The 25946-nt window shown below is 65.7% G+C and carries 19 protein-coding genes and 1 CRISPR repeat array (1 of these 20 cut by a window edge); of the genes, 3 read left to right on the forward strand and 16 right to left on the reverse strand.

Annotated elements, in window-relative coordinates:
* Nucleotides 1-564: direct repeats of the CRISPR family, unit length 27 nt; unit sequence GGATCATCCCCGCTACGCGGGGAGCAC; it begins 902 nt to the left of the window's first position.
* Between the two features lie 221 nt (nt 565-785).
* From cas2e to FB466_RS12695, 12 genes are all read right to left on the reverse strand, one after another.
* Nucleotides 786-1151, reverse strand: a complete 366-nt coding sequence (gene cas2e, locus FB466_RS12640) for a type I-E CRISPR-associated endoribonuclease Cas2e (RefSeq protein ID WP_141918835.1) — start codon at nt 1149-1151, stop codon at nt 786-788.
* Nucleotides 1148-2107 (reverse strand): type I-E CRISPR-associated endonuclease Cas1e, encoded by a 960-nt coding sequence (gene cas1e, locus FB466_RS12645; protein WP_281285179.1) that lies wholly within the window; start codon nt 2105-2107, stop codon nt 1148-1150. Before cas1e ends, cas2e begins: the two co-directional genes overlap by 4 nt.
* Before the next feature lie 10 nt (nt 2108-2117).
* Nucleotides 2118-2801, reverse strand: a complete 684-nt coding sequence (gene cas6e / locus FB466_RS12650) for a type I-E CRISPR-associated protein Cas6/Cse3/CasE (protein ID WP_141918839.1) — start codon at nt 2799-2801, stop codon at nt 2118-2120.
* Nucleotides 2801-3523: a type I-E CRISPR-associated protein Cas5/CasD gene (cas5e, locus tag FB466_RS12655; RefSeq protein WP_141918840.1), complete on the reverse strand. Its 723-nt coding sequence runs from the start codon at nt 3521-3523 to the stop codon at nt 2801-2803. Before cas5e ends, cas6e begins: the two co-directional genes overlap by 1 nt.
* Entirely contained in the window at nt 3523-4656 is a 1134-nt protein-coding gene (gene cas7e, locus FB466_RS12660; protein ID WP_141918842.1) for a type I-E CRISPR-associated protein Cas7/Cse4/CasC, read from the reverse strand. The genes cas5e and cas7e overlap by 1 nt, the downstream gene beginning before the upstream one ends.
* Nucleotides 4653-5357 (reverse strand): type I-E CRISPR-associated protein Cse2/CasB, encoded by a 705-nt coding sequence (gene casB, locus FB466_RS12665; protein WP_141918844.1) that lies wholly within the window; start codon nt 5355-5357, stop codon nt 4653-4655. Before casB ends, cas7e begins: the two co-directional genes overlap by 4 nt.
* On the reverse strand, nt 5354-6985 hold the full coding sequence (gene casA, locus FB466_RS12670; protein ID WP_141918846.1) for a type I-E CRISPR-associated protein Cse1/CasA: 1632 nt from the start codon (nt 6983-6985) through the stop codon (nt 5354-5356). Before casA ends, casB begins: the two co-directional genes overlap by 4 nt.
* On the reverse strand, nt 6957-9854 hold the full coding sequence (cas3, locus tag FB466_RS12675) for a CRISPR-associated helicase Cas3' (RefSeq protein WP_141918847.1): 2898 nt from the start codon (nt 9852-9854) through the stop codon (nt 6957-6959). The genes casA and cas3 overlap by 29 nt, the downstream gene beginning before the upstream one ends.
* A gap of 450 nt (nt 9855-10304) precedes the next feature.
* A complete protein-coding gene (gene rhaS / locus FB466_RS12680) occupies nt 10305-11345 on the reverse strand; it encodes a rhamnose ABC transporter substrate-binding protein (protein WP_141918848.1) in 1041 nt (346 codons plus the stop codon).
* A 60-nt stretch (nt 11346-11405) separates the two neighbouring features.
* Nucleotides 11406-12476: an ABC transporter permease gene (locus tag FB466_RS12685; RefSeq protein ID WP_141918850.1), complete on the reverse strand. Its 1071-nt coding sequence runs from the start codon at nt 12474-12476 to the stop codon at nt 11406-11408.
* The gene (locus FB466_RS12690; protein ID WP_141918851.1) at nt 12473-13525 is read right to left on the reverse strand and encodes an ABC transporter permease; all 1053 of its coding nucleotides are present in this window, start codon (nt 13523-13525) and stop codon (nt 12473-12475) included. Before FB466_RS12690 ends, FB466_RS12685 begins: the two co-directional genes overlap by 4 nt.
* The gene (locus FB466_RS12695; RefSeq protein WP_141919063.1) at nt 13522-15123 is read right to left on the reverse strand and encodes a sugar ABC transporter ATP-binding protein; all 1602 of its coding nucleotides are present in this window, start codon (nt 15121-15123) and stop codon (nt 13522-13524) included. Before FB466_RS12695 ends, FB466_RS12690 begins: the two co-directional genes overlap by 4 nt.
* Before the next feature lie 162 nt (nt 15124-15285).
* Between FB466_RS12695 and FB466_RS12700 the strand changes: the two genes are divergently transcribed.
* The 3 genes from FB466_RS12700 to FB466_RS12710 all read left to right on the forward strand — a co-directional run bounded on the left by FB466_RS12700 (nt 15286) and on the right by FB466_RS12710 (nt 21242).
* On the forward strand, nt 15286-16347 hold the full coding sequence (locus FB466_RS12700) for a LacI family DNA-binding transcriptional regulator (protein WP_141918853.1): 1062 nt from the start codon (nt 15286-15288) through the stop codon (nt 16345-16347).
* 268 nt (nt 16348-16615) lie between these two features.
* On the forward strand, nt 16616-18295 hold the full coding sequence (locus tag FB466_RS12705; protein WP_211344834.1) for a GMC oxidoreductase: 1680 nt from the start codon (nt 16616-16618) through the stop codon (nt 18293-18295).
* 277 nt (nt 18296-18572) lie between these two features.
* The gene (locus FB466_RS12710) at nt 18573-21242 is read left to right on the forward strand and encodes a leucine-rich repeat domain-containing protein (RefSeq protein ID WP_170206130.1); all 2670 of its coding nucleotides are present in this window, start codon (nt 18573-18575) and stop codon (nt 21240-21242) included.
* A 6-nt stretch (nt 21243-21248) separates the two neighbouring features.
* Here FB466_RS12710 and FB466_RS12715 read toward each other — a convergent pair whose 3' ends face one another.
* The 4 genes from FB466_RS12715 to eccB form a co-directional block, all read right to left on the reverse strand.
* Entirely contained in the window at nt 21249-22292 is a 1044-nt protein-coding gene (locus FB466_RS12715) for a DUF1648 domain-containing protein (RefSeq protein WP_141918856.1), read from the reverse strand.
* 100 nt (nt 22293-22392) lie between these two features.
* Nucleotides 22393-23142: a M15 family metallopeptidase gene (locus tag FB466_RS12720; protein WP_141919066.1), complete on the reverse strand. Its 750-nt coding sequence runs from the start codon at nt 23140-23142 to the stop codon at nt 22393-22395.
* A gap of 110 nt (nt 23143-23252) precedes the next feature.
* On the reverse strand, nt 23253-24566 hold the full coding sequence (locus FB466_RS12725; protein ID WP_141918858.1) for a S8 family serine peptidase: 1314 nt from the start codon (nt 24564-24566) through the stop codon (nt 23253-23255).
* Nucleotides 24567-25940: a type VII secretion protein EccB gene (gene eccB, locus FB466_RS12730; protein WP_141918860.1), complete on the reverse strand. Its 1374-nt coding sequence runs from the start codon at nt 25938-25940 to the stop codon at nt 24567-24569. It lies immediately after the preceding gene.
* Between the last annotated feature and the right edge of the window lie 6 nt (nt 25941-25946).

Genomic DNA, 25946 nt, shown 5'->3' on the forward strand with positions numbered 1-25946 from the left:
TCATCCCCGCTACGCGGGGAGCACAGGCACGCGAGCCGGGCGGGTATACCGGACCACGGATCATCCCCGCTACGCGGGGAGCACAACGGTGCGGGCCGACCGGCAGAAGAGGTTGTAGGATCATCCCCGCTACGCGGGGAGCACCCGGAGTAACAGGTCTCGGGACAACCTTTAATCGGATCATCCCCGCTACGCGGGGAGCACGCACCGACGAGGGTCGTTCCCAGGGCCATGCCCGGATCATCCCCGCTACGCGGGGAGCACGTCGAGTCGCACAACCCGACCCTGCTCGCCAAGGGATCATCCCCGCTACGCGGGGAGCACGGGTCAGCGCTTATCGCGCGGTACTTTGAAGAGGGATCATCCCCGCTACGCGGGGAGCACTGGAGACTGATTTTGGAGTGTTCAACGTCATGAGGATCATCCCCGCTACGCGGGGAGCACCGACGAGCGGCAGCTTGGCGAGCAGCGGTAGCAGGATCATCCCCGCTACGCGGGGAGCACTCTGATCCGCCGGTGTGCGGCGGCCGCGCCACCGGATCATCCCCGCTACGCGGGGAGCACACTAACTGATCAGGTGTTTTAAACCCAAAACTCCCGTTTTACAATCACTTCTATTGACCTACCAAGGTGCCACTGTATGCTGCACATCGTATGCCTTAGCGTCGCGGCTTCCGCGCTAACCCGTTGAGGTTTCACCTCTCACCTACTCCGTCACGCACCATATGCATAAATTGTGTTGTTGTCTTCTCACCCCGAGGAACCCTTCACCCCGGCCAACGCGGCTACCCGCCGCCGTATTTGCGCCGCTTCGCTGCCTTACTCCAGCCTGTTTTGGGTCTGCTCCCCGACCCGGCGGGCCCTTCCCGGCTCGCCGGGTCGTGCGGCCGCAACATGAGCGAGATTCCGTCGATATCTACCGGGGTCCAGTGGTGCCCGTGAACTGTGAAGGACATCCGCTGTTCGTTGCGGGCCGTAAAAACCATGATCGCCCGCCCCGAACCGATCATGGTGATGGATTTCTCCCACAGGAGTTCCCGAACCCGTTTCGACACGTGCCCCACAAAGACACCAGCGGATATTTCCAGCAGCCAGCGGGTCACGTAGCCGCGCAGCCCGGGCGGGCAGGCCGAGAGCACAAGAACAATCACGAGTCGTCAGCCCCGTAGGAGACGCCACCCTCGACATCCTCCTCGCCGTCATCCCAGAGCCGCATTACGTCCCTGTCCTCCTCGTGGGGGTCCGGGAGGTCTGCCGCGTCCTCCCCCGCCTCACCCTCCACCCGCAGGAGGTTCTGGATATCTGCCACGCACCGGTTCAGGAACGCGCCCCCGTGCAACCGGTCGCGTAAGGCTCGCCGTGTTTCGCCGGGGATGTCGAGCGGCGGGTCGGCGGCCAGATCAAAGGCCAGTGGGATTGTGATTTCCGCCTTGTACAGGTCCGCGATGTCGTACACAAACGAGCGCACATGGCCGGTGTGCACAAACCCGAGCCCGGGAGCGCAGCCGAGCGCAACAATCACCGAGTGCACCACCCCGTACAGGCTGGTGTTGGCGGCGGAGAGCGCCTGGTTGACGGGGTCACCGGCGAAAAAGTCGTCCACCTCGTAGGATCTCCGCTTCCATTCGACGCCCGTCCGGGCCGAGTGGGTCTGGTAGACCTTGCGCACTCGGGCCCCCTCCCGTCCGCGCAGCTGCTGCATGGTGAGTCCCGAAACGTCCTCACCGGGAAAACGCATGCCGTACATATCCCGCGCGACCCGCAACCGGGTCTGTCGGCGCGAGACCAGCAGGGCTTGACGCTCCAACAACCGCGAGCTGCGCGCCAGGGAGCGACCGTGCGCGTAGTACCGCACCCCCTGCTCACCCACCCACACAACCGTTGAGCCGCTCTCGGCCAGCAGCATCACGGCCTGGTGGCTCACCCGGGTGCCCGGCCCCAGGAGCAGCACCCCCAGCGAGGCGGCGGGGATGTGCACTGTGCCCTGGTCGTCGGTGGAGGTGATCGCGTTGCTCTCGCGGTGGATGACACAGCGCTCCAGGTAGAGGAAGGAGATCCGGTCATCCACCCGCGCCAGTTCGGTCAGTTCCGGCGGACGCGCGCCCATCCCGCTCATGCTAGGGGACCGGGGCAATCGTGAGCAGCCCGCATCCGTAGCCCTTCGCCGGTCCGATCCCCCGGGTGAGGGCGTGCACGAAGCGGTCACGGTCGGTGACCTCGCACACCCCGTCGAAGGTGACGGTTTTGAGCGTGACGCTCGACGACTCCCGGTCGAAACGCCGGGTCAGCTGGTTGCCGACCAGGAGGCCATCCACAGCGGTCCGTGTGGCACCTAGCGCATCCGTCTCCACGCGGGTTGTGAGCTGAAACCCGTTACTCTCCGATTTCTGTAGGAGCCACTCCTGCTGGTGCAGCGGTGTGACGTGCCCCATCCGCTTTCCCCGTTTTTCACCGGGGGCGGGCGGTAGCACCCGGATAGGGTTGGCCGTTAGCCGGAAGGCCCAGCGCTGCCCGGGCTGGACACGATCCAGCACGGGAAGGTAGGACTGGGTGGTCCAGGTTTCGGTTGTGGGCCATCCGGCCTGCTCGACCAGGTGGGTGAGGTCGGGCCGCCCGGGGCTCACAATGTACAGGTACACGGCGTGGTCCTCGGCGTCGATTCGCCAGAGTACCCGACCGGCCTCGGTGGCCTCCGGGTGCGGGAAGCCCGCCAGGACGGCCGCGTGCATCGCCTGCGGGGAGGCGAGAAGTTTACGACCCCCTCGCCGCTGGGGGTTGAGCTGGAAACGTGTGAGAAACACTAAAATCCTTCCGCCGTGAAGTCTGTGGGGTCGTGCGACGGCCGCCCGGAGTGGGACGGGACGTAGTCGGGATTCCGCACCACAACATCGCTGCTGCGCACCTTTCGCCACGCGTACTCGCGCCGTTCGGGGTTAAAGCTCACGGGCTCGTCGCGGTAGGTTTCGGCCGAGGGGTCGGTTGCCTCGGCGTCCACGAGAAGTTGCAGGGTCACGGTCTCCTGGGTGCGGTGTGCGGCCCGGTGGACGGCCGTGGCCCGCCACTCGGCGTCGGTGAGGGCGTCCACCAGGTTCTCCGGAACCACGGATGCCCACACGGGCCCCGCCGGAGGGCACGAGCGCCGCCCCAGGTAGAGCGGAAACCTCGGCTGCTTCAGGTTCTGCTGCAGCGCCTCCAGGAGGGTCAGGTCGGGGCTCTCCACTCCGGCCAGGAAGGTGGCATCGCCCAGGTAGTAGCGGTAGGACAGCGGCATGGATACCGAGCCGTCCAGGCTGCGCTCCGTCTGGAAATCCCGCACGATTTTCCCCGGCTGATCCACCCGCACGCCAAACGACAGGGTGAGGAGCTCGGCCAATGGGTCGGTGCGGCGCAGCCCGCGGGCCGCGGCCAGCAGGCCAATCACGCCGCTCTTGGTGGGGGCCTTCTCCGTGGCGCGCGTGGCAAAGCGGCTGCTTGACCCCCACGATTGGAGCGGGCCCGACAGGGGGATGAGAAGCGTGCCCATTAGTGTGCGGTGATCCGCTCGGCCACGGTAGCCCCCACCCGTGCGACGAGCTCGTCGAGCGAGACCTTCTCGCCCAGCACGGTGAGCGCCTGCGCGGCCTGACCTGCGACGACCCAGACGGCCACGGGGGTGGTGCCAAAATTGGCGTTTACGTCCTGGGTGTGGGCCGCCAGGCGCGCGGCAGCGGTCGCAATCCGCACTCCCACCACGGGCTCCTCGAACGCACCAACCATGTTCACCGACTGCGAATCACGGATGCTGACGACCACGGCATCCGGCACCGTGCGGTTGGCGAAGCTGTTCTGCTTGCCCGTGGGCATACTGCTTGCAAACGCCTTCACAAACGCCTCCACCGCTGCGCGCGTCGCCTCGGCGCTGCCCAGGTTGTCGTTGAGCCGGTTGGCGTCAACGGTCGCGTAGCGGTACAGGGTGGAGGAGTTGAACTCGACGTTACCGATCATGGCGGCCCCCGAGTCCTCCTCTTCTTCGCTGGCCTGCTTGTGGTCGTCAACGGCCGTGAAGTAGTCGAACTCGTTCTCGACCGCGTGCACGCTGATGGCGTGCGCCACCTGGGCGGCGGCATCCACGTTGAGGTCGGTTGAGTCGGCCACCATCCGGCCAAACAGGGAAATATCTACCGAGTGTTCCAGGCTCAGCTTCTTCTTGGGTTCGGCCGCCTTGATACTGGCCTTGGGGTCGTCGCTGCTGTGCGCCGCAATGGCGATCTCGGCCAGCAGGTCCACCTGTCGGCTGCTGAGGAAAAGCAGGTACTGCGACTCATCGGGGCCGGGCTCCTCACCCTTCTTGGCGCGCGGAGTGGCCAGCTTGATCCCGGCGGCCGTGAGCACCTGCCCGGCCAGGGCGAGCGCCTCCTCGCGGGCGATGGAGGCCTCCCCCGCCACCACGCGGTCGGCCAGGACCTCAACCACGCGCTTGGTGCGCTCGCCGAGCTGGCTGGGGTCGAGGTGCTGCGAGAATGCGAGCCGGGTGGCGCGCTTCCACGCCTGACTGGATACGCGGGCGCGCCGCACCCCGCCGTAGATGGCCGACTTGGGGCTGCCCGTGTCGTCACGGTTCAGGTTGCTCGGTGGCACCGTGTGCAGAATGTCGATGTCGATGATTGTGCGGGTCATGAGGGTTCTCCTGGGGTTTTGGTGATGTCGGCGGTCGTGATGTCGGTGGTGTCGGAGTCGGTTGCTGCGTCGTCGTTCGGCGGGGGTGTGCTCGCGCCGTCAACCTCTTTTCGGGTGCGGTAGAAGTCGCGCCCCCAGCGGTTGCGCACGCGGGAGGCGTACTCGGGCTGGTGCAGCAGAAAGAGGTCGGTCGCAAAGAGTGCGTAGTCGAGGGGGATGGCCTCACTACGCAGCTGCTGGATAATCCCGCGCGAGTGATACGTGGCCTCCTCCCAGGTGCTGGCCGTGCCGAGCGCCTCGAAGCGGCGCTGAACGGCCTCCTCGGAGCCGCCGCTCGTGCTCAGCCGCCACGCGGCCGTGCCGAGTGAGACCGTGGGTACGTGCATCGGGGCTTTCCGTTGCGACTGCTGGTGCATGGCGTAGAACGTGATCGCGGTGTACGCGGCCAGTTCCAGCGCGGTGGGGGCATCCGGCAGCGTGGGCGATTCCGGCTCCAACTGCGCGGTGGTGAGGCCGATCAACTCCACGCTCGACCCCAGCGGCTTCCCCACGCCGTGTCGGATGCGGGCCAACTCACTGACGGCCCACGCCCGGTCGAGCAGGTACCCCGTTTGCAGCCGGGCGACGCTCCTATTGACGTGCTGAAACAGTCGAGACGATGCCGTCTGCGGGCGGCTGGGGGTATCCAGTGTGGTGGTCATGCGCTGTGCTCCTTTGCAGTGATGAAGGTGGTGGTGAGCTGGCGGATGAACCACAGCTCGGCGCGGGCGGTGTTCATCCGGCTCCCCCGGTGATCCCGTCCGGCCCACGCGGCGGGCCCCGACTCGTCAATGAGTGCGGAGCCGAGGTCGCGGAGGATTCGGTAGGCCCTCGCCTGCCACGCGGCGTAGGCCGCATCCGGGTCGCTCGCCGGGGTGAGCCCGGCCAGCCACGAGCGGTAGGGGCCGTCCAGGGCGGCGAACCCCTCCTCGCGGGCGCGCTCCTCGAATCCGGCGGGCACCCCACCGGCCGCGATTGCGAGGTTTGCCGCCAGGTTACCGAGGGCACGCACGCCCTTATCGGCCCGCTCCACCGCGGCCTCGGCAATCGAGCCCAGCCGGGCCGATTCGCTCGACAGCACGGCGAGGGACAGCGTGAGTCGGTCATCCACGATCTCGGATACGACCGCGCTCATGGTGCCGTAGACGACCCCGATGGCGCGTAGCCGGAGGACGGTATCGGGAGGCAGGTAGCCGTCCAGTTGGAGCCCGGCCAACCAGGAGAGCACACCCGAGGGCTGGCGGGCGGCAGCCTCCGAACCGCTGTAGGAGTCCACCCGCTTGGGGATGAGCGCCGAGATACCCCGCCAGAAGGCGCGGCTCGGGTCGTGCTCCAGCGGCATATAGACGAGCGGCAGCCCCAGCTTCTTCTCCTGCGGTGTGCTGCGCCGCCAGGCCGTCATCGGCTCGACGCCGTGCTGGTTCTGCGGGGTGAGCCGGTCTCCGTTACACACCAGGCTTCCCACCACGCCGGAGGCGTCGGTAAACAGCCGGACCCGTCGACTCTGCCAGGTGTACAGGTCCACCGGTCCGCGCGGTGGCCGATCCGGGCACACCTCGGTTGACTGGGGCCGCTCCCACGGCGGCAGGTCGTTCTGGGCCGCGCCGCCCCACTCCGATGGGTCCACAAGGTTGAGCAGGAGTGTCCGGCTGAGTGTGTCGCCCTCCACCAGGATGCCGCCCAGCAGGCCCGCCCAGGCCACACCAATCGGATACCCCCGGCCTCCCTTCACCCGGTCATCCCCCACCGCGCCCGACTTGATCCCTGAGGAGTCAAACGCCTGCGCGTTGACCAGCCAGCGCGCGGCCTCCGCGAACGACAGCCGCTCGATACCCGCCCCGGCCCGCGTGCTGAACAACCGGTTGTTGGCCGGTAGGTCGAAGATGAGCTGCGAGACGTCCTTGTGCTCGCCCTTCGAGGTGCGCAGGTCGGCGACCTGAAAAAACGGTTCGACCGGGTGCAGCAGGTCGAAGCGGGGCTCGTGGGCATCCAGGTAGGCGTCGATGATGGGCCGGGGCAGGCCCTCCGCCCACAGCTCGGCCCAGTCCTCGCTCTCGCGGTACCCCTCGCCGAGGGCGCGATACAGGATGGCCAGCAGCAGCCGCGTGATCGCAAACGTTTGCGTGGCCACCTCGCCCACCACCTCGGCGATGCTGTTGGCGCGGGCAAAAACCTCGCGCAGGGACAACTCGGCAACCGTGCCGTCTGCCAGGCGGCAGAGAATCCACGGCTCGCTCACCAGGTTGAATCGGGTAACCTCGCTACCCCTGTGGTCGAGTGGCTGAGCCATAGGCGATCTCCAATCCGGTGCTGTGGTGGTAGGTCAGGGTGTGGGTGCCGAGGGTGGCGCGGTAGGGGGAGTCGTCGCCGGGATGTACCCGGTCGAGAACCAGCACCAGCTCGCCGCCGAGCAGTCGGTGGGTGTGCCACGCGGGCAGATCGAATGAGCGCTCCAACTGTTCGATGTGGGCGTCGATCTCGCGCGGGCGGCAGATGGATTCGGGCAGCCGCAGGGCGGTGCCGAGGATGACGCGGGCCAGCGCATCCGAGGGCAGCTCGTTGTGGGGGAGCGGGACGCCGCCATCCGTCACCAGCCACGGCGGGGTGGTGTACTGGCCGTCCGCGTTGCGGGTGAGCACCAGCACCTCCAGCGACTCGCCGCTATCGCGCACGCTCGCGGTGGCCTGAGCGTCGTCGTTGAGGGCACCCACCCCCACGGGGGCCCAGTCCAGCAGCGACTTGGTGGCCCGCACCTCGCCCAGCCGGAAACCGTCCGCCTCGTGCTCCGTGAGCTCCCGACCCCGTTCGAAGGATTCGCGGGCCGCGGTGAGGGCCTCGTCCCAGCCGGGCAGCCCGTACCCCTCCCCGTCATACACCCGCTGCACGAGAGGCGCGATGTCGTCGGGAATCGTGAGGGTGTCCCGCCCCGCGAGTTCCGCGAGGGTGCGCAGCAGCACATGCGGGTGGTAGATCTTTCCGTAGGAGCGGTCGTGCTCGGGCGGGGTCGTCGTCCAGTCCACCCCGGTGATGACGAGCCGGGGTGTGCGCAGCGCGGCCGGTCGCTCCGATTGGCCTGCCCCGCGCGGGTGCCGGTGCAACCGCCCCGAGCGCTGCAAGAGCAGGTCGATGGGGGCGAGGTCGGTCACCATCAGGTCAAAGTCGATGTCGAGGGACTGCTCAATCACCTGGGAGGCCACCACAATACATGCGCGTGGTCGCCCGGTGCTGCGGCGGGGCGAGCCGAACGCGTCAAGCAGTTCGGCGTCTTTGCGCATCCGGTCGGCGGCCAGGTAGCGGGAGTGGGCCACGATAACGTCGATGTGCGGGAAGGCCGTGCGCAGCATCCGCGCGGTCTCCTGCACCCGGCCCACGGTGTTGCGGATGACCGCCACGCATCCGCCGTCGGCCAGCGCCCCGCGCAGGGTCGCCACCAGCTGCTCCGGGGAGTCGTCAATGCGGTCGAGGGTGAGGATCACGGGGGTGGCCTCGTCGCGGCCGGGGTGTACGGTGCTGGGCGGCCCGGTGTCTCCCGCGACAGAGATGACGGGATATCCGATATCCCCGGCGAGGCCCGCGTAGCGCGCGGCAGCCTCCCCCTCGGGCAGGGTGCGCTCGCCGCGGGCCAGGCGCTGCCCGGTCTCGTAGGCCCGAGCCATGCGTTGCCGACGCTCGGCGGGGAGCGTGGCGGAGAGGATGATGACCGAGGTGCCGTGGGCCCCCAGCCAGTGCAGGGCGCGATCCAGGTACGCACTCATGTAGATGGAGTAGGCGTGCGCTTCGTCAATAACGACCACCTTGCTGGCGAGGGCCAGGTGTCGCAGCATCGAGTGTTTGCTGCGCAGCGAGAGGAAGAGCGCCTGGTCGATGGTGCCGATCACGAGGTGGGCGAGCGGGCCCCGTTTACGGTCGCTCAGCCAGCGGTGGGCGACCACCTCTTCGGCGATGGTGCGGCGGCGGGATGTCGGTGCCCCGGCATCCACCGCGAGCGAGCGGTAGAAGGCCCGGCCCGTCATCCGGCGGAACGTGGGGTTGAGCGAGGCCTTCGAGTGGGCGAGGAACACCGACGACCCGGTGGTGAGCCGCTCGCCCCACGCGAGCACCCGGGCAAACATGCTGTCGGTGGTGGCCATCGTGGGGAGCGCGATGAAGACGCCACCAGCGCCGCTGCGGTGCGCGAGCACCTCCGCCGCGGCGAGGGCTGCCTCGGTTTTGCCCGTGCCCATACCGGCCTCTAGGATGAGCAGGCGCGGCTCGTTGGCGTCCTGAGCTATCCCCACGAGTGCGGCCTGCGCCCCGCGCGGTGTCGCCCCGGGCGGCAGCTCGAAGCGCTCGGCAAAGAGTTGGTCCACCGCGGCGGGCGGGGTATCGGGCTGCCAGCGGCCGGGGAGATCCACGGCGGCCCACCCGGCATCCGTGCGGCTGGTCTGATCTATGGTGGGCACCTCACCCACCGGAAAGAGAGGAAAGTAGTCGTCGTTGCTGGCGATCCAGTCGGCCATGATGACGAGCGCGGTGAGCAGCACCAGCCCGGGCTGCGCGATGCTGTTTGTCGCGAGCAGGGGAAGGATGTCGGCCACGCCGCTGCGCTCGGCCGCGCGTTCCAGCAGCTCGTCCCGCACCTCGGCCCAGGGGCCGGTGCCGATCAGGTCGTCGCGGTTTATTGCCTGGGCGAGGATGTCGCGCCGCGGGCTCGCGCCGTGGTGCGCCCCCACCACCGAGGCGATCCGGTTGGCCGCCACCCGGGACAGGGAACCCTTCTGGAGGAGCCACTCCGAGAGCGCGAAGAAGCTCACGATTTCGTGGCGGGCGAGGCGGCGGTCGTCGGTGTCGCGGAGGGCGGCGTTCAGGTGTAACCCGGCGGACCGCATCGTGTCGGCGAGCACCGGCACCTGCACGGCGAAAGCGGGGGATGCCTTGCCCACGTCGTGAACCGCCGCGAGGAAGACGAGGAGCGTGCGGGCCGCGTTCTCATCGCCGCCCAGGGGTGCGGCCAGGGTGCGCCGGATGTGAGTGGGTACCCACTCATCCCAGAGCAGCCCCGCCACCCCCGCGGTGTCATCCAGGTGCTGATGGAGCGGAAGCCACTCCACCACCTCGACGTGACTCACCTCATCGGTGCGGCTCTTGGCCCAGACGGACCGCGCTCGGGGGGAGGGCATGGGGTGTGGTTCCTTCAGCTACGTATCCCTGGCACGGCCGCGGGAAGTCAAAAAAAGGATTTTGTATGTGTTTACCGTAGTGTACGCTCGCCGCGCGGTCAAAGCGTTTGTGGGGTGCCTCGCTGCGTCGGGAGGCTGCTTTCGCTGAAAAATCGTGTCTACTCCTAGCATGTTGGAGAAAGGAAAATACACATCACATCTTTGTAACTTTTGCCCGCGTATTCCACTTGCGGGAGTCGCCCACGCTGAGTTGCCTGTGAGTCCCATATGCTGATCGGGAAAATCAACGTCCCGGAGCATATCGGGGTGTGCCGATGCTCGGAGTTGTGCTCCGCGCCGAGGCCCGATCGCTCCCTGCGAAGCAGGGGAAAGCTCGCGCAGAGCGTACACAAGGAGGGGGCGGATGCTACAGCATCCGCCCCCTCCGACGTCTCTCAGACTGATCGACCCCTAGAAGTCGAAGTCCCCGATGTTGTCCTTGTTGAACTCAAACGGGTCTCCCAGCAGCACGGTGTTGTCCGCACCCACGGTGAACTCGCCGAGCTTGCCCGCCTTAAAGGTGTCGCCCTCCTTGCCGGTGATGGTGCCATCCACGAGTGCGGCGGCGGCAAATGCGGATAGGTAGCCCAGGTCTTCCGGGTTCCACAGCGCAAACGCGGTTACGGTGCCGTCCTCGACGTACTCACGCATCTGGTTCGGCGTGCCGAGTCCGGTCACGGCAACCTCACCCTTCTTGTCCGAGGTGGACAGGTAGCGCGCGGCCGCGGCGATACCCACGGTGGTGGGAGAAATGATGCCCTTGAGGTTGGGGTGCGTTTGCAGCAGGGCGGCGGTCTTGTCGAAGGATGTCTGGTCGTCGTCGTCGCCGTACACGGTCTCCACGAGCTTAATGTTCGGGTGGTTCTTGGCCAGGTCTTCCTTCATCAGGTCGATCCAGGCGTTCTGGTTGGTCGCGTTGGCCGCGGCCGAGAGGATGGCGATCTCACCCTTGTCGCCGATCTGCTCGGCGATCATGTCCACCTGAACCGTGGCGATGCCCACAGAGTCGGCCTGGTTCACAAACAGGTCGCGGAACTCGGGGTCGGTGTCGGAGTCGAAGGTGACAACCTTGGTGCCGGCATCCCGAGCCTCTTTCAGCGCGGAGCCGACGGCGGTGGGATCGTTGGCCGAGATCACCAGGGCGGAGACGCCCTGCTGGGCGGCCGTCTGAATGAAGGGCACCTGCGAGTCGGGGGCGGCCTCGGCCGGTCCCACCTCGGCGAAGGTTCCACCGATCTCCTCGACGGCGGCCTTACCACCCGTGCTTGAGGTGTCGAAGTAAGGGTTCCCCAGGTTTTTGGGCAGGAAGGTGATCGTCAGATCACCCGAGTTGCTGGCCCCGTCCGTGGAGTCGGGGCTGCTGCTGCTCGCGCAGCCGGTGGCGACGAGCGCGAGGCTCAACGCGAGGGCGGTGGCCGCGCCTACACGGCGGCCGGTGGTGTGAAACAACATTGTGTCCTACCTATTCTTTCTCTGTGTGATGCCGGGTGATGGGTCCGGCGCTGGGTCAAGCTAACTCTTGGTGAGGATCGCTTGCGTTTCTATCCCGGGGGATGTGGGGCGTTTGGGTTTGCCCCGCAGCCAGCCCAGGAAGCTGGGTGAAACGACCGACACCACGAGCAGGGTGCCGACAATGATGCGGCTCACGTCGGAGGTGACGTTGGCCAGGCGCAGGGCGCTCTCAATGGTGCCGATCAGGAGCACACCGGCGATGACGCCGTGCATGGACCCGCGGCCACCAAAGATGGACACCCCACCGAGCAACACGGCGGCGATCACGGTGAGCTCCAGGCCCGTCCCGTTCTCGGCTCGCGCCGTGTTGGTTTTGAGCGTGAGGTAGATACCGGCCAGGGAGGCCATCACGCCGGACAGGAGGAAGAGGATCATCTTGGTGCGCTCCACGTTGATGCCCGAGAACGCGGCCGCCTCGGTGCTGAGACCGATTGCGTAGACGCCACGGCCAAAAGCGGTGAAGTGCATGAGAACAGCAAATACCAGGATGAGCACAACCACCAGGATGGTGAGCACCGGGATGCCCGTCCCGGGAATCTTGATCGAGGTGAGGTTGGTCCACTCCACCGGGAAGCTCGTGACGGCCTTGGTGCCCAGGATGCCCTGGGCAATACCGCGGAACGCCGCCATGGTACCGATAGTCACGGCGAGCGAGGGCAACCCCACCACCGTGACGAGGAATCCGTTGATCGCCCCGCAGACGAGGCCCACGAGGAGCGTGCCCACAATCGCGGCGGGAACCGGCCAACCGTTCTGTACGAGGATGCCAAACGTCACACTCGACAGGGCCAGGATGCTCGCGACCGACAGGTCGATATCGCCCGTCAGGATGATGAGCGTCATGGGCAGCGCCATGAGCAGGATCGCGGTGACGTCGCGCAGCAGGTAGTACAGCGTGATGTCGCTGGCAAAGTTGCGCACCATCACGGAGGCCACGAGGGCCACCACGAGGAGGCCCAGGATTACGGCCGCCTCGGTGTTCAGGATGTAACGCTGCCAGAGCGGCTTGGCGTAGTCGGCGTAGGTTTTGGTGCGCGAGTTTGCCTTCGCGGAGGCCCAGATGGTTGTCATGATGCGTCGGCCTTTGTCGTCAGGAGCTTTTTATGTTGTCTCAGGGCGAGCACGCGGTCGAGCACGATCGCGCCGATGATGAGCACACCCACCACGGCCTGCTGCCAGAAGTCCTGGATTCCCAGCACGGGCAGCGCGCTCTTAATAGTAAGGAGCAGGATGGCCCCGAATGCGGCCCCCCAGAGGGTGCCCACGCCGCCCGAGATGGCGACGCCGCCGATCACGGCACCACCGATTGCGGTGAGCTCAACGCCGTAGCCGGCCGCGGAATCCACCGTGCCGTAGCGCGCCGTGTAGAGCACCCCGGCCAGACCGGCCATCGCACCACAGAGCACAAAGGCCACCAGGTTGCGCTTGACCACGTTGAGGCCGTACAGCTGTGCGGCCTCCGGGTCGGAGCCGAGGGCGTAAAATTCGCGGCCGCCGCGGGTGTTCTTCATGTACCAGGCCAGCGCGATCAGCACCACAACGGCGATGATGGTGAGCACGGGAATCGACAGGATTTGCGCGGTGCCCAGCGAGGTGAACCCCTTGGGCATGTCCTGCGGGTTGATCCGGTTGCTGCCAGCCCACGCCACGTTGATGCCGCGGTAGGCATACATCGTGCCGAGCGTGATGACCATCGCGGGAACCCGGGCGTAGGCCACGAGTGCGCCGTTAATCAGCCCCAGGAATCCACCGAAGATGATGCCGATCAGGAAGACGGCGATGATCGGGATGCCGGGGAAGTCGATGAACATCCGGCCCGTGAGGTAGGCGGTGAGGCCCAGCGTGGAGCTGACCGAGAGGTCAACGCTGCGCGTGATGATGACCATCGCCACACCCACCGAGAGCAGGATGTAGATGGAGGGGTTGAGGAGCAGGTTGCGGAATCCGTCGTTCGAGAGCAGGAACTGGTCGTTGACGAGGGTGGCCGCCGCGATGACCACGAGAATGGCGATCACGATACTGGTCTCGCGCCGCTTGAACACGGCGGCGATTCCGCGCGTGACGGCGTTGCCCGGCGCGGCGGGTGCCGGCGGGGTGGGGGTTTCGGTGAGGGTCGTCACTTGGTGTTCTCCAGGCTCTGTGTGGTGTCTGAGCTGTTGCGGGGGGCCGCGCCCTGGGCTGCCGCGGCGGCCTGGTCGAGGCTGGCCCCCGCGCCCACCGAGCTCTGTGTGGCGGCGAGCATGACGGCCTCGGCGGTGGCCTCGGCGCGGCTAAGTTCGCCCGTGATCCTGCCCTCGCGCATCACGAGAACGCGGTCGGCCATGCCCAGCACTTCGGGCAGTTCGGAGGAGATCATGAGGATGCCGAGGCCCTGTCCGGCCAGCTCAGAGAGTAGTCGGTGCACCTCGGATTTGGTGCCCACGTCGATTCCGCGCGTGGGCTCATCAATGATGAGGAGCGAGGGATGCGTGGCCAGCCACTTGGCGATGACCACCTTCTGCTGGTTCCCGCCGGAGAGCGTGCCGACGGGAGTTGAGAGGGCGGCGGCTTTCACCTGGAGGGTGCTGGCCCAGCCGTCGGCCACCGCGTTTTCGGCACGGTTTGTAAGAATACCCCAGCGGGAGAGTCGGTTGCGGATTGCGAGCGTGATGTTGCGGCCCACGGGGAAATCGAGTACGAGGCCCTGCTTGCGACGGTCTTCCGGGATGAGGGCGAGACCCGCGCGCATGGCATCCGTCACGCTCTTCTTCTTGAGCCGGGCACCGCGCAGTGACACGGAGCCGCTGTCGTACCCGTCCACGCCGAAGAGGGCGCGGGCGACCTCGCTGCGACCGGCCCCCACGAGCCCGGCGAGACCCACGATTTCACCAGCTTTGACCTCGAATGAGATGTCCTCGAAGATACCCGCGGAGGTGAGGTTGGTAACCGTGAGGAGGGTATCGCCGATGTCGGCATCTTCCTTGGGGAAGAGGTCGGTGACGTCGCGGCCCACCATCAGGCGCACGATTTCTTCGACGCTGGTGCTGGTGGTGGCGACGGTGGAGATGTACTCGCCATCCCGCATCACCGTGATCTGGTCGCACAGGGCGAATACCTCGTCGAAGCGGTGGGAGATAAAGACGAGCGCACGGCCCTCATCGCGCAGGCTGCGGGCGACCGCGAAGAGACGCTCCACCTCGACCCCGCTGAGGGCGGCGGTGGGCTCGTCCATGATGAGCACCGTGGCGTTGAGCGAGATGGCCTTGGCGATCTCGATAATCTGCTGGTCGGCGATGGAGAGGCCGTCGGCGAGGCGGTCGGGGTCGATGCTGACGCCCAGGCGTCTGAAAATGGCGACCGTTTCGCTGTGCATCGCGGCGCGGTCGATGCGGCCGAGCTTGTTGGTGGGCTGGCGGCCCATGAAGATGTTTTCCGTGACCGAGAGGTCGGGGAAGAGGGTGGGTTCCTGGTAGATCACGGCAACGCCTGCGGCCTTGGAGTCGGCGGTTGTTTTGAATGTGACATCCGCGCCCTGCAACCGGAACGTGCCGGAGTCGCGCTGGTAGAGACCGGCAATAATTTTCACCAGCGTCGATTTTCCGGCACCGTTTTCGCCCACGAGGGCGTGGATGGAACCGGAGTCAACCACGATGGTGCCGGAGCGGAGTGCAACGACGGACCCGAAGGACTTCCCGACGTCTCGGAGCTCAAGTGCGGGTGGTGGGGCGGATCGTGACATCATTGGCAATACCTCGGTAGTCGGAAATCTGCGTTTGTGAATCGTTTCAATTACGCGATCTGTGAAATAGTATGTCTCCTGAGTCGCACGCGTCAAGTTGTTGGCAGGATTCGTTACCCGATAGTCGCTATCATCGGCAGAGGCAGAGAAACGGAGGACCACGTGACGGTCAGCGTCAAAGACGTCGCAGCTCGTGCGGGGGTGTCGGTGGGCACGGTATCCAATGTGCTCAATCGACCCGAAAAGGTCAACGAAACAACCGCGAGGCGCGTGCACGATGCCATAGCTGACCTGGGGTTTGTTCGTAATGACGCGGCCAGGCAACTGCGCGAGGGCCGCAGCCGGAGCATCGGGCTCGTGGTGCTCGATGTGGCCAACCCCTTCTTCACCGACCTGGCTCGCGGAGCAGAAAACCGTGCGGCAGAGAATGGTTTATCGGTGCTCCTGGGCAACTCCGACGAGAACGACGAGCGCGAGAAGGCGTACCTCGAACTTTTTGAGGAGCAGCGCGTGCACGGCGTCCTCATCTCCCCCCGCGGCGAGGTGGACGAGAGCTTTGAGCGGATCCGCCGTCGTGGCACCCCGATTGTGCTCGTGGATCGGGACGGCACCGAGCACGGTCTCTCCTCGGTGGCCCTCGACGATGTAGCCGGTGGATACCTCGCGGTGTCACACCTGATCGCCAGTGGCCGTAGGCGCATCGCGTTTGTGGGCGGTCCCGTGAGTATCCGCCAGGTGTCTGACCGGTTGGCGGGTGCGCGGAAGGCTGCGGCGGAGCATCCAGAGGTGACCCTTGACATTATTCTGGCCGACTCGTTGAGCGTGCTCGCGGGTCGGGCGGTGGGGGAGGAACTCCGGGAGCGGCCTGAGGGGGATCGACCCGACGCGGTTTTTGCGGCCAACGATCTGCTCGCCATCGGCATCCTGCAGGCTCTCGTAATGCTCGGCCATGTGCGCGTGCCGGAGGATATCGCCCTGATCGGGTACGACGATATCTCGTTTTCCGCGACCGCGGTGATTCCGCTCTCCTCGGTGCGCCAGCCCAGCGAGCTGATCGGGTATACGGCGGTGGATCTGCTGATGCGGGAGGCTGAGCAGCGCGGCGACTATGCGCCCGAACACGTTGTCTTCCAGCCGGAACTGGTGGTGCGCGCCTCGACGGTGAGCCCGGAGGGGGGCCGCGAGGGTGCCGCCGCCGCCGAGGCTTTGCCCGCCGCTCACTGATTCACCCGCTAATGAACCGGCTGAGGTGGGACGGATGACATCCGAGGTTAAACCGGCCGTGCGGATTTCTTCTCCGTGGGGCCTACCGGATTTCTCCCCGCCCCGACGCGCTGCCTGTATCAGGGAAATTGTGTCGGTTGGACACTAAATTTGGTCTTTTTTGCCGATTAAGTGGGTAAATTTTTTCACCTATGATGAGCGGGCCCAAGCTACCCGGGTGGGATCGCGTCGTTCGGCACCGGTCTCTATTTTACTAGGAGGCATCTACGTGTCTATTTCTCGTCGTTCACTGATCGTCGGGTCCGCCGCAACGGCCACCACGGCTGCGCTTGCGGTGGGGGCCCAGCCCGCGGCCGCGGCACCCCCCGCTGGCCCCGCGCCGCTGAAACCCATTCCCGACGTTCCCGATAAGAGTTCGGCACTCATGGTCCTCAAATACAAGGCGATGGTTCCCGAGATTTTTAAACCGCGCCCCTCGGCACCCGCCCACAGCGATGTGCTGGTCATCGGGAGCGGATTTGGTGCCAGCGTTGCGGCGCTCCGACTCGCGCAGGCAGGTCAGAAGGTCACGGTGCTGGAACGTGGCTCCCGCTGGCCCCGCGATCCCAAACGCGCCATCTTTGCCACCGATGCCCTGCCCGATGGCCGTGGCTTCTGGTTCCGAAAGAAATTTACCGGCATTACCGGCATTCAGCAGTCCTTCGACTCGTTTGGCGGCGTCCTAGACGTCACCGAGTACGCGAACATCCATGTCTGGCGCGGTGCCGCCGTTGGTGGCGGCTCACACGTCTTCACCGGCGTGCTCATCCAGCCGGAGCGCCGCTACTTCGAGGGCCTTTTTGGAAGCACCGTCAACTATGACGAGATGGATCGCACCTACTATCCCCGGGCCATGGCCATGCTTAAGGGTGACCCCATGCCCGCCGATATCTACGCGTCGGCACCGTTTGGCCACTCGCGTCGCTGGGATAACAACGTGCGCAAAGCCGGTTATGAGCCCCAGCCGCTCAACTCGATCTTTAACTGGGACGTGATACGGAAAGAACTTAACGGCACCTCGCGCAAGTCGGCGACCGTTGGCGAGACCAACCTGGGCAACGCCAACGGGGCAAAGTACGACCTCACCCAGAACTACCTGTTGCAGGCCGAAGCGACCAACAACGTCACCATCCACCCGGGTCACGTGGTGCAGGACATCGGCCAGAACAGCAACGGCACCTACTGGGCTACCATCCAGGAGATTGAGCCCACCGGGAAGGTCACCGCCACCCGCACGATCACCTGCAACAAACTGTTTCTCGGTGCCGGCTCCATCGGCACCTCGGAGCTGCTGGTCAAGGCCAAGGCGAAAGGTTCGCTGCCCCGGCTGAACAACGAGGTGGGCCAGGGATGGGGGACCAACGGCGATGCCGCGCTCGTGCAATCGTTCTCTCTGTCCCGCGGTCTCAGCCAGGGTTCGCCCTCCCCCTCGCGAATCTCGGATAGCTCGGGCACGATGCCCGTGACGCTGGAAAACTGGGGCATTCCCGGGGTCCCGCTCAATGTGGGTTTGATCGGTTCGCTGGGGATGACCCTCGACCCGCAGCGTGCGAGCTTCCGCTACGACTCAGCAACTAACGATGTGGTCCTCGACTGGCCCCGTGGCGGAAACGATCAGACGGTCGCGGCATTGCGCGTGGTGCACAACAAGATCGCCAAGGCCGCCGGTACGGTGGCGGGTCTGCCACTGCTCGCGAAGGACGTCAACGCCGCGTTTACCGCCCACCCGCTCGGTGGTGCCGTGGTGGGCAAGGCCACGGACGCCTACGGCCGGGTGCTGGGGTACAGCAACCTGTACGTGATGGATGCCGCGATCATCCCGGGTAACACCGGTGCGGTCAACCCCGTGCTCACGATCACGGCGCTGGCCGAACGCAACATTGAGGAGATCATCCGCTCCGGTCGGTAGCCCCGTTCGCGGACCGTCCGTGCGTCGCTTCGGGCGCGGGAACCTTCTGTTCCCGCGCCCGTTTGTGTACCCCGCTGTGCGGTGCGGGGGTGCGGCGATAACGGTCTGAACATCCTCTCGTGGTGTATTTTTTGGCTGCTCTGTCGGCTATATTAAGTGACGTAACTTCATTGCTATTCGGGTGGGTTCTGCCGCTCTGATTCACGGGCACTTCTGGGAGAAGCGGCACGAGAATCTCATGACGTGGATGCCGCCCCCTCACCCCGAGAGAGCCCTCGTGAAAAGACTCTTATCCGTGCTGATCTCTGCCGTTGTGGTGGCCGGTTCGGTACTTATCGCTCAACCGGCTGCCGCCGCCGATGAGCTCACTATTCCCGATCCTCAGTTGCGGGCCTGCATCTCCGCCCACGCGGGTGGCACCCCGACCGCGGAAAATGTCACAAAAATCACCACGTTGTCATGCGCGCTGTTCAACGGAGATCGTATGCGCGATCCCTTCCCTGACTTCTATAGCCTGACCGGTCTTGAAGCCCTCACCAACCTGACATCACTTTATCTGTCGCGGGCGAGCGTCCCCTCGCTCGAACCGCTCGCAGGGCTGACGCAGCTCACCTCGATCACCCTCGGCCGCCCATATACCGGCAGGGCACAATTGGGCGATCTCAGCCCGCTCGTCGGCTTAACCAATCTGGAGACCCTGGCCCTCTACGGAACGAGCCTCTACCCACGATACGATGAGACGGCGGCGCGGTTCAGCGACCTGTCACCCCTGCGCGGCCTCACCAAGCTGAAGGTGCTCGCCCTCCCGTATGCCCAGGTGAAGGATGTGACCCCGCTCGCCGGACTCACCCAACTCACCGAGCTTCAGCTCAATAACAACCGCATTGAGGACGTCAGCCCGCTCGCAAACCTGCCCCAGTTGTCCTGGTTGTACCTCTGGGAAAACCGGGTCACCGACCTCTCTCCGCTCGGCGACTCGTCGGCACCCCTCACCCGGTTGTGGACGGAACGTCAGAACCCAGAATTGCCCCCCGTCGCGATTAACACGGCCCAGGCCAACCCCATTCATAATCTGAGTGGTGCCACAATTGTGCCGACATCCGCTACCGCAACCTACGATTCGGTGGCCCACCAGTGGAGCTACGGCCAGACCGGTGACAACCAGCTCACCTGGCGCAATGAGCTTGACCGGGATCAGTTTGTGGGCAACTACTTCTCGGGAACCCTCTTCCAGAGGTCAGAGACCCACCAGAGCAGGTTCACCAGCCCACAGGTGGAGGCGTGTGTTCGGGAGAACCTGGGCCTCTCCGCGGAAGTGCGGATTTATCCCACAATGCTTGCAAGAATTACCTCCCTGAATTGTGGGTCGCGGAGGATTACGGATATCACCGATATGGCCCAGCTGCCCAACGTGGTCACGCTGAATCTCGGTGACAACTCGATCTCGGACCTGACCCCGCTGAGCACTCTGACGAGTCTGACCACGCTCAAGCTGGGCCGCAACCAGATCAGCGACCTCAGTGCCCTCGCCCCTCTGGTCAAGCTTGACCGCCTTGAGCTCAACAACAACTTTGTGCAAGACCTGGCCCCGCTGCAGGGGATGCGGCGTCTTGACCGCCTGTACCTCTGGGAAAACGAAATCTCCGACCTTTCCCCGCTCGGGTCGCACCACATTCTTCAGCTGTGGGTGGAGCGCCAATACGTTGCCCTTCCCGACTTGGCAGCGGGCGAGTCCCAGCCCAACCCCCTGGTGAACCGTGATGGTAGCCCGGTCGTTCCGGAGAACGTCGTATACGATGAGGCGTTCAACTCCTGGGGCTACTCCACAACGGGCCCCTCGCAGGTCGCCTGGCGGGCGCCCCTCGCTGGCGGGTTAGGGTATCCCGATTTCTTCTCGGGTACGGTCTCGCAAATAGCCACTGCGGACGAGGTCACCTCATTTGCACCCGAGTTCACGGCCTGCCTCAACGAACTCCTCGGTCAGGAGCCGGATGCCCCGATTTACGTGACCCAGATCAAGAGAATCAGCACGCTGGACTGTTCCGACCGTGGGATCTCCTCGCTGAGCGGCATCACCGAGATGCCGCAGCTCGCCTCGCTCAACCTGAGCAACAACGACATCACCGATGTGACGCTCCTGGGGCACCTCAGCGCGCTGACCACCCTGAACCTCAGCGGCAACGCGCTGGGCGATGTGGCTGCCCTGAACAGTCTCAGCGCCCTCACGGAACTTCGCCTGAACGACAACAGGCTGAGCGATATCTCGGCCCTGAGCGGTCTGGCCCAGCTGACCACCCTGAGCCTGGATGACAACCAGATTGTCGATCTGACCCGCGTGCCAAAGCTGGCGGGTCTGAAGACGCTCTCGCTCGTGGGCAACGGAATACATAACATCAAACCGTTGGGGGGCCTCACCGGGCTCACCACCGTGAACCTGAGCGCCAACAACATCAGCGATATTTCGACGTTCTACGACCTGGATAGCGTGGCAACCCTTGACCTGAGCAGCAACGACATCACCGATATCACGCCACTCAAAGATCTGAAGCCGCTGGCCGCGCTCAACCTCGCGGGTAACACGGTGGCTGACCTGGGCCCGCTCACCCGTCTCACCAGAATGACCTCCCTCAACCTGGAGGGCAACGCCGTGACGGATCTGCGCCCGCTCAACGGGTTGGCCAAGTTGGCTAGCCTCAACGTCGCCGAGCAGGCCGTGACCCTGGCAGATATTGCGGTCAACACCCCCCAGGCGAACATTCTCGCCGATAACGAGGGCTTCCGTATCCGGCCAACCTCCACCACGGCGACCTACGACGCGGCACCCAACGTGTGGACGTTTGCCGAGGCGGGACGCCACACGCTGACCTGGACATCCGAGGTGATAATCGGTCAGGTGACGACTTCCTTCACGGGTACGATAACCCAGGTCGCAACCCGGGCGGAGTGACGGCGCTTAGCGCGCCGTCGCCCCGTTTGTGTTGGCCTGTCTCTCGGCGTAACGGGTGAGCAGGGCGGCACCCGTCTGGGCATCCTCCACCGTGACCACAAAGGTGCGTCGGCCGTCGTTGCGCTCCACTTCGATGGAGCTCTCGTGGCTGAGGATGACCCCCCACCGGCGGTTACCGCCAAACCGCACCCCGTAGCCGCCAAAATCTGCCAGGGGATTCACCTCGTTGACGCTCACGGCGGCCACGGCCGATACGGGAATGCGGATGAGGGGCCAGCCCATCGCCGGGCGCGCCGTGAGCCCGTTCGGGGCCACCGTCACGCGCCACGACAGCGTGCCGAGTACGAGGGCAACGATGACGAGCGGGAGGAGCGCCTGCCACCACATCTGCGGGTCGGTCATGAACATCACGGCCGAGGACACCACGAGCACGCCGCTGGTGCCGATCAGAAGCCACCAGATAGCCGGGGATGCGCTGAGATGCTGACTCCAAACGGCGCGTTCCTCCCCCGCGAGCGGCAGCGCGGCGACCGCCTCACCGCGCACCGAGACGGGGCTAACCTGCGGCGCGAGCAGCGCCGCCAGCAGGCCACAGAAGAGTGCGATGACCGGTCCGGCCAGGAGAAAAACCGTGCTGTTGTGGGCGTGGACCTCGGCCGTGGTCAGCTCCACCTGGCTGATCGTGGACCCCGCGATCAGGATGCTGATAAAAACGGAGGACCACGTAGAGGTACCCACCATGAAACGGATCCACGCGGTACTCTGCCCGCGTAGGGCACCGTACCGGGTGCTGTAGTAGATCAGGGCGATGAGCCCACCGCCCACCACCGTGAGCAGCAGGATGGTGGTCCAGGGCGGTGCAAAACCGTCGGCCTGGCCGTCCGCCCCCCAATGGGTCGCTACCTCCGCGGGCAGCCGGGGCAGCGCAATCAGCATCGAGGTCACTGCCGCCACCACGAAGATGCCGGGCAGAACCAGCCCGGCAAAGAAGAGCTGACGTCTCTGGGTGGTGCTGAGGATGCGGCGGTGAGCCGGGTTGATCGGGGTCATGCTGTACTCCTGAGTGATCCTGGTCGGGCTGGCGCGGGGCACCCGCCGCGCACAACGTTGTGCCCCACCCCCTGCTGAATCTACCGGAAAGAAATCGTAGCTACCGGAGGTAGTCCGGTGCCGCCGGCAACCCGAAGAATTCTTCGAGGGTCGTCACGCCGGTCCTGCGCATCTCCAGGGCGAGGTCGGTCCCCACGTAGCGGAAGTGCCAGGGTTCGAAGGTGAAACCCGTGACCCCCTGTTTTCCGTCCGGGTATCGCAGGATGAAGCCGTACTCGGGGGCGTGCTCCGCGAGCCACGCGCCCGTGGCGGTCTGGGCGAAGCAGGCCTGAAGGCCGCAGGAGCCCGAGTCATCCAGATCGGTGGCCAATCCCGTCTGGTGCTCCGAGTATCCGGGGCGCGCCGAGTAGGTGTCTGCTGCGGCCTGACCGTCCCGGCCCACGTAGCCGTTGTAGAGGCGGGTCTGGTAGGCAAAGTCTCGATAGGCGCTTGTGATGCGCAGGGAGAGCCCCGCCGCTGTTGCCGCGGTGTGCATGGTCTCCAGCGCGCGGGCGGCCTCCGCTCGCAGCGGGTGGCCGTTGGCGTTGCCGATGCCCTGTGGCATCGACAGGTCGGTCGGCGCATAGTCGAGCGGGGTGAGCGGGCGCGTCTTGTTGCTGACCACCCAGAGCGAGGTGGGGTCGTCACGTGAGCGGGCGACCGCGTCAAATGCGGCCGCGGGCGTCGGCTCCGCCGGGGCGCTGGATGCCGTGGCTGGCGATTCCGAAGCCGGGCTGGGCGAGGGGGTAGCGGAGGGGCGGGACGGGGTGGGGAAAATCTCCCCCTCCTGCGCCGCGCAGCCGCCCAGCATGGTCAGGAGCGTCGCGGTAACGCTGAGGCTGAGTACGGTGCGGGTGTGGCGGGTGCGGGCCGAAAACATGGTACCAACCTAACCCGTTCGGCTGGGCTGCACCCCACAATTTATTCGGGTGAGCGGCGGGCTGCCTGCCGAGCGGTCCGGCGCTCCGCCGCCCCGGGCCGGTAGACGAGCAGCAGGGTCGCGATGAGGCCCGTCACCCCGAGCACCCCGGCCCCCACGGCCAGCTCGCGGGTCGCGATGAGCGGTGAGGGGGTCTGGGTGAGGTCGATCGCGCGCGGCGTGGCCTTCGGTTCGGGCAGGGGCGCGGCGAGCGGGTTTTCGGGTCCACGCGCGGTTCCATCGGCAATAAAGGTGAGCGCGTTGTAGGGCTGGATGAGCCCCCACCCGTTGACGTCGTCACGCATACCGGGTTGGCTGCGGGATGCCGTCACCATCAGCCGGTACTTCCACCCGGCCGGACCCTCGGTGGGGAACGTTTGGGCAACGAGCGCCGCCGCTGCACTCGCGTAGGCTGTCGCGTAGCTGCTCGACGCCGTCGTCGTGGCCCACAGGCAGTCGCCCGCCGCGAGGAAGGTGCTGATCACGTTCATGCCGGGGGCCGAGACATCCACCTGGGGGCCGTGGTACGAGTCGTCGTTGACCACGTTTTCCGAGTTGGTGGCCGTCACGCCCAGCGCGCTCGGATGCCCGGCCGGGTAGCGCGGTGCCGTCGGGTCGTCGTCGGCCGAGGTGGACCGGTTTCCGGCACTCGCCACCACCAGGCTTCCCCTGCTGGTGGCGTACTCGACGGCTCTGCTCAGCTGATAGGTATTCTGCGAATCGCTCATGGAGACGTTAATGATGTGGGCACCGTGATCCGCTGCCCACTGGATGCCCTCGGCTATCCGGGCCAGGCTAGGCCCGATACCCGCCCGCTTTGACGCCTCATCATCAACGTTGAACACCCGCACGGGCATGACGATGGCTCCGGGCGCGTAGCCGACGAGCCCGGAGCCGGTAACGGGGCGCGCCGCGATGATGCCGGCCACCGCCGTGCCGTGACCGGCGTTATCGGTGTACCCCGAGGGATCCGTGCCGTCCGGGACGAGGTTGATGCCGGGGGTAACCGCCCCAACGAGGTGCGCATTGCGGGGGTTGATCCCCGAGTCAACCACGGCCACGAGGATACCCGCTCCCGTGGCGACCGGAGTCACCAGATCGCGCTGTAGCGTCTCGAGCGCGGGCGGAACATCCGGCATATAAACCACTGTGGTGGGGGAACACTTTTTGTCGTCGTCGGCATCTGGCACAACCGTGCCCGCGGTTGTCGTTACCTCGTCATGCTCCATCGCCCCGGCTCGGCTTGGCCCCGCGGCAAGGCCGCCAATCAGGAGGACCACCGTCATGAGGACGGCTCGGCTGAATGCCGTTCGCATCTAGTCCTCCGTCTCGGAGGTTTCGGCCGGCGCTGAACTCGCCGCGGCCTCGGTGAGTGACGGACCGATGGGGAAGATAGTCAGCCAACTTTGCGGAACGTTTCGGACGTCATCGGACGTGTAGTTGAGCTGTTTGAGGATGTCGTCAGTGGCGTGAGGAATGGGGAAGGCAACTCCACTGCTGTCGATGAGGTACAGGCTGCCCGCGTTTGGGGCACCCGCGCCGATTGCTCGCACGAGCGCGCCACGCGCGGGTGGTACCGTAATCTCGTTCTCGATACCACTGAGGGGTGATTCGTCTGCGAGTATGGAGAGCTCAACCGAGGGGCCCTTGCCCGAGCTGGGGGCGACCGTGGCGCAGGTGGCTGCGGCATCCGAACGGGCCGGGGTAACGATGTCGTCCGGCCAATTTTCGGGGGCGGCCTCGGCGGCGGCAGTGTTCAGGTTTTTGATGACCGCGGGCGGAACGTCAATCTCGTCCGCACCGGCACCCGCACCGATCAAGTACAGCTGATATGCCAGTGGCGTGAGACGCGCCAATTCTCCCGTGGCGGTGAGGATGTATCGCTTATCTTCGGCGAGTCCCTGGGGGTGTAATATCGTGCCCACCCGGAGGGAGGTCGAATCGACCGTGACCGGGGTGGGGGGAGCTTTCCCCGCGTCCGGGATAGTCAGCGTTGAGATCGTCGCACCGGCGGAGAAGAGGTTTAGCCACCGGGCATCCACCGTGATGGGAGTGACCTGGTCCATGCCGATGGCGCGGCGCACACCCGAGGTGTCTGTCGTGCTGATCAGGTATCGGTAACCGCCAACAACGAGGTAGAGGTTATCGTCTTGACGGGCGAGCACGGCATCCGATGTGGGCTGTGTGACCGCCTTCCGCGGTGTGAGCATCGTGAACTGGCTGCCATCCTCCACGATGCAGCTGGCCCACCGGGAGGTGATGAGGTCGTCGGCTGTCGGCAGCGAGTCGGGGGCACCGAGGATACCGATGACGCCACCGCGCGGTACCGTCGCAATCGTGTCTGCCGTGACCGTGATGATGTTGTAGGAGTCCGCAGGGATCACCAGTTGCGCGCTGGTGGTGTTGATGACGGGATAGAGCGTCCCATCTTTGGTGACGTAGCGAGCCCCGCTGTCCTTCACGATGAGCAGGGAGTTGTTTTCCCAACCGTCGGGGAGTCCCGGCTTGATGAAGCCAATGATCGCGCTCACGACGAGCACCAATACAGACAGTGCAATACCCGCGACAACCGCGCGCAGTGGCTTGGCCGGTTCCAGCTCTTTACCGCCGGGGGCACCGCTCACAAACGCGGTGAGCAGTCGCCGACGGCTATATCCCTGGGCCTGGATAAGTTCTTTTTTGGTCGCCATAGCGGT

The sequence above is a fragment of the Klugiella xanthotipulae genome, from assembly GCF_006716695.1.
Classification (GTDB): Bacteria; Actinomycetota; Actinomycetes; order Actinomycetales; family Microbacteriaceae; genus Klugiella; species Klugiella xanthotipulae.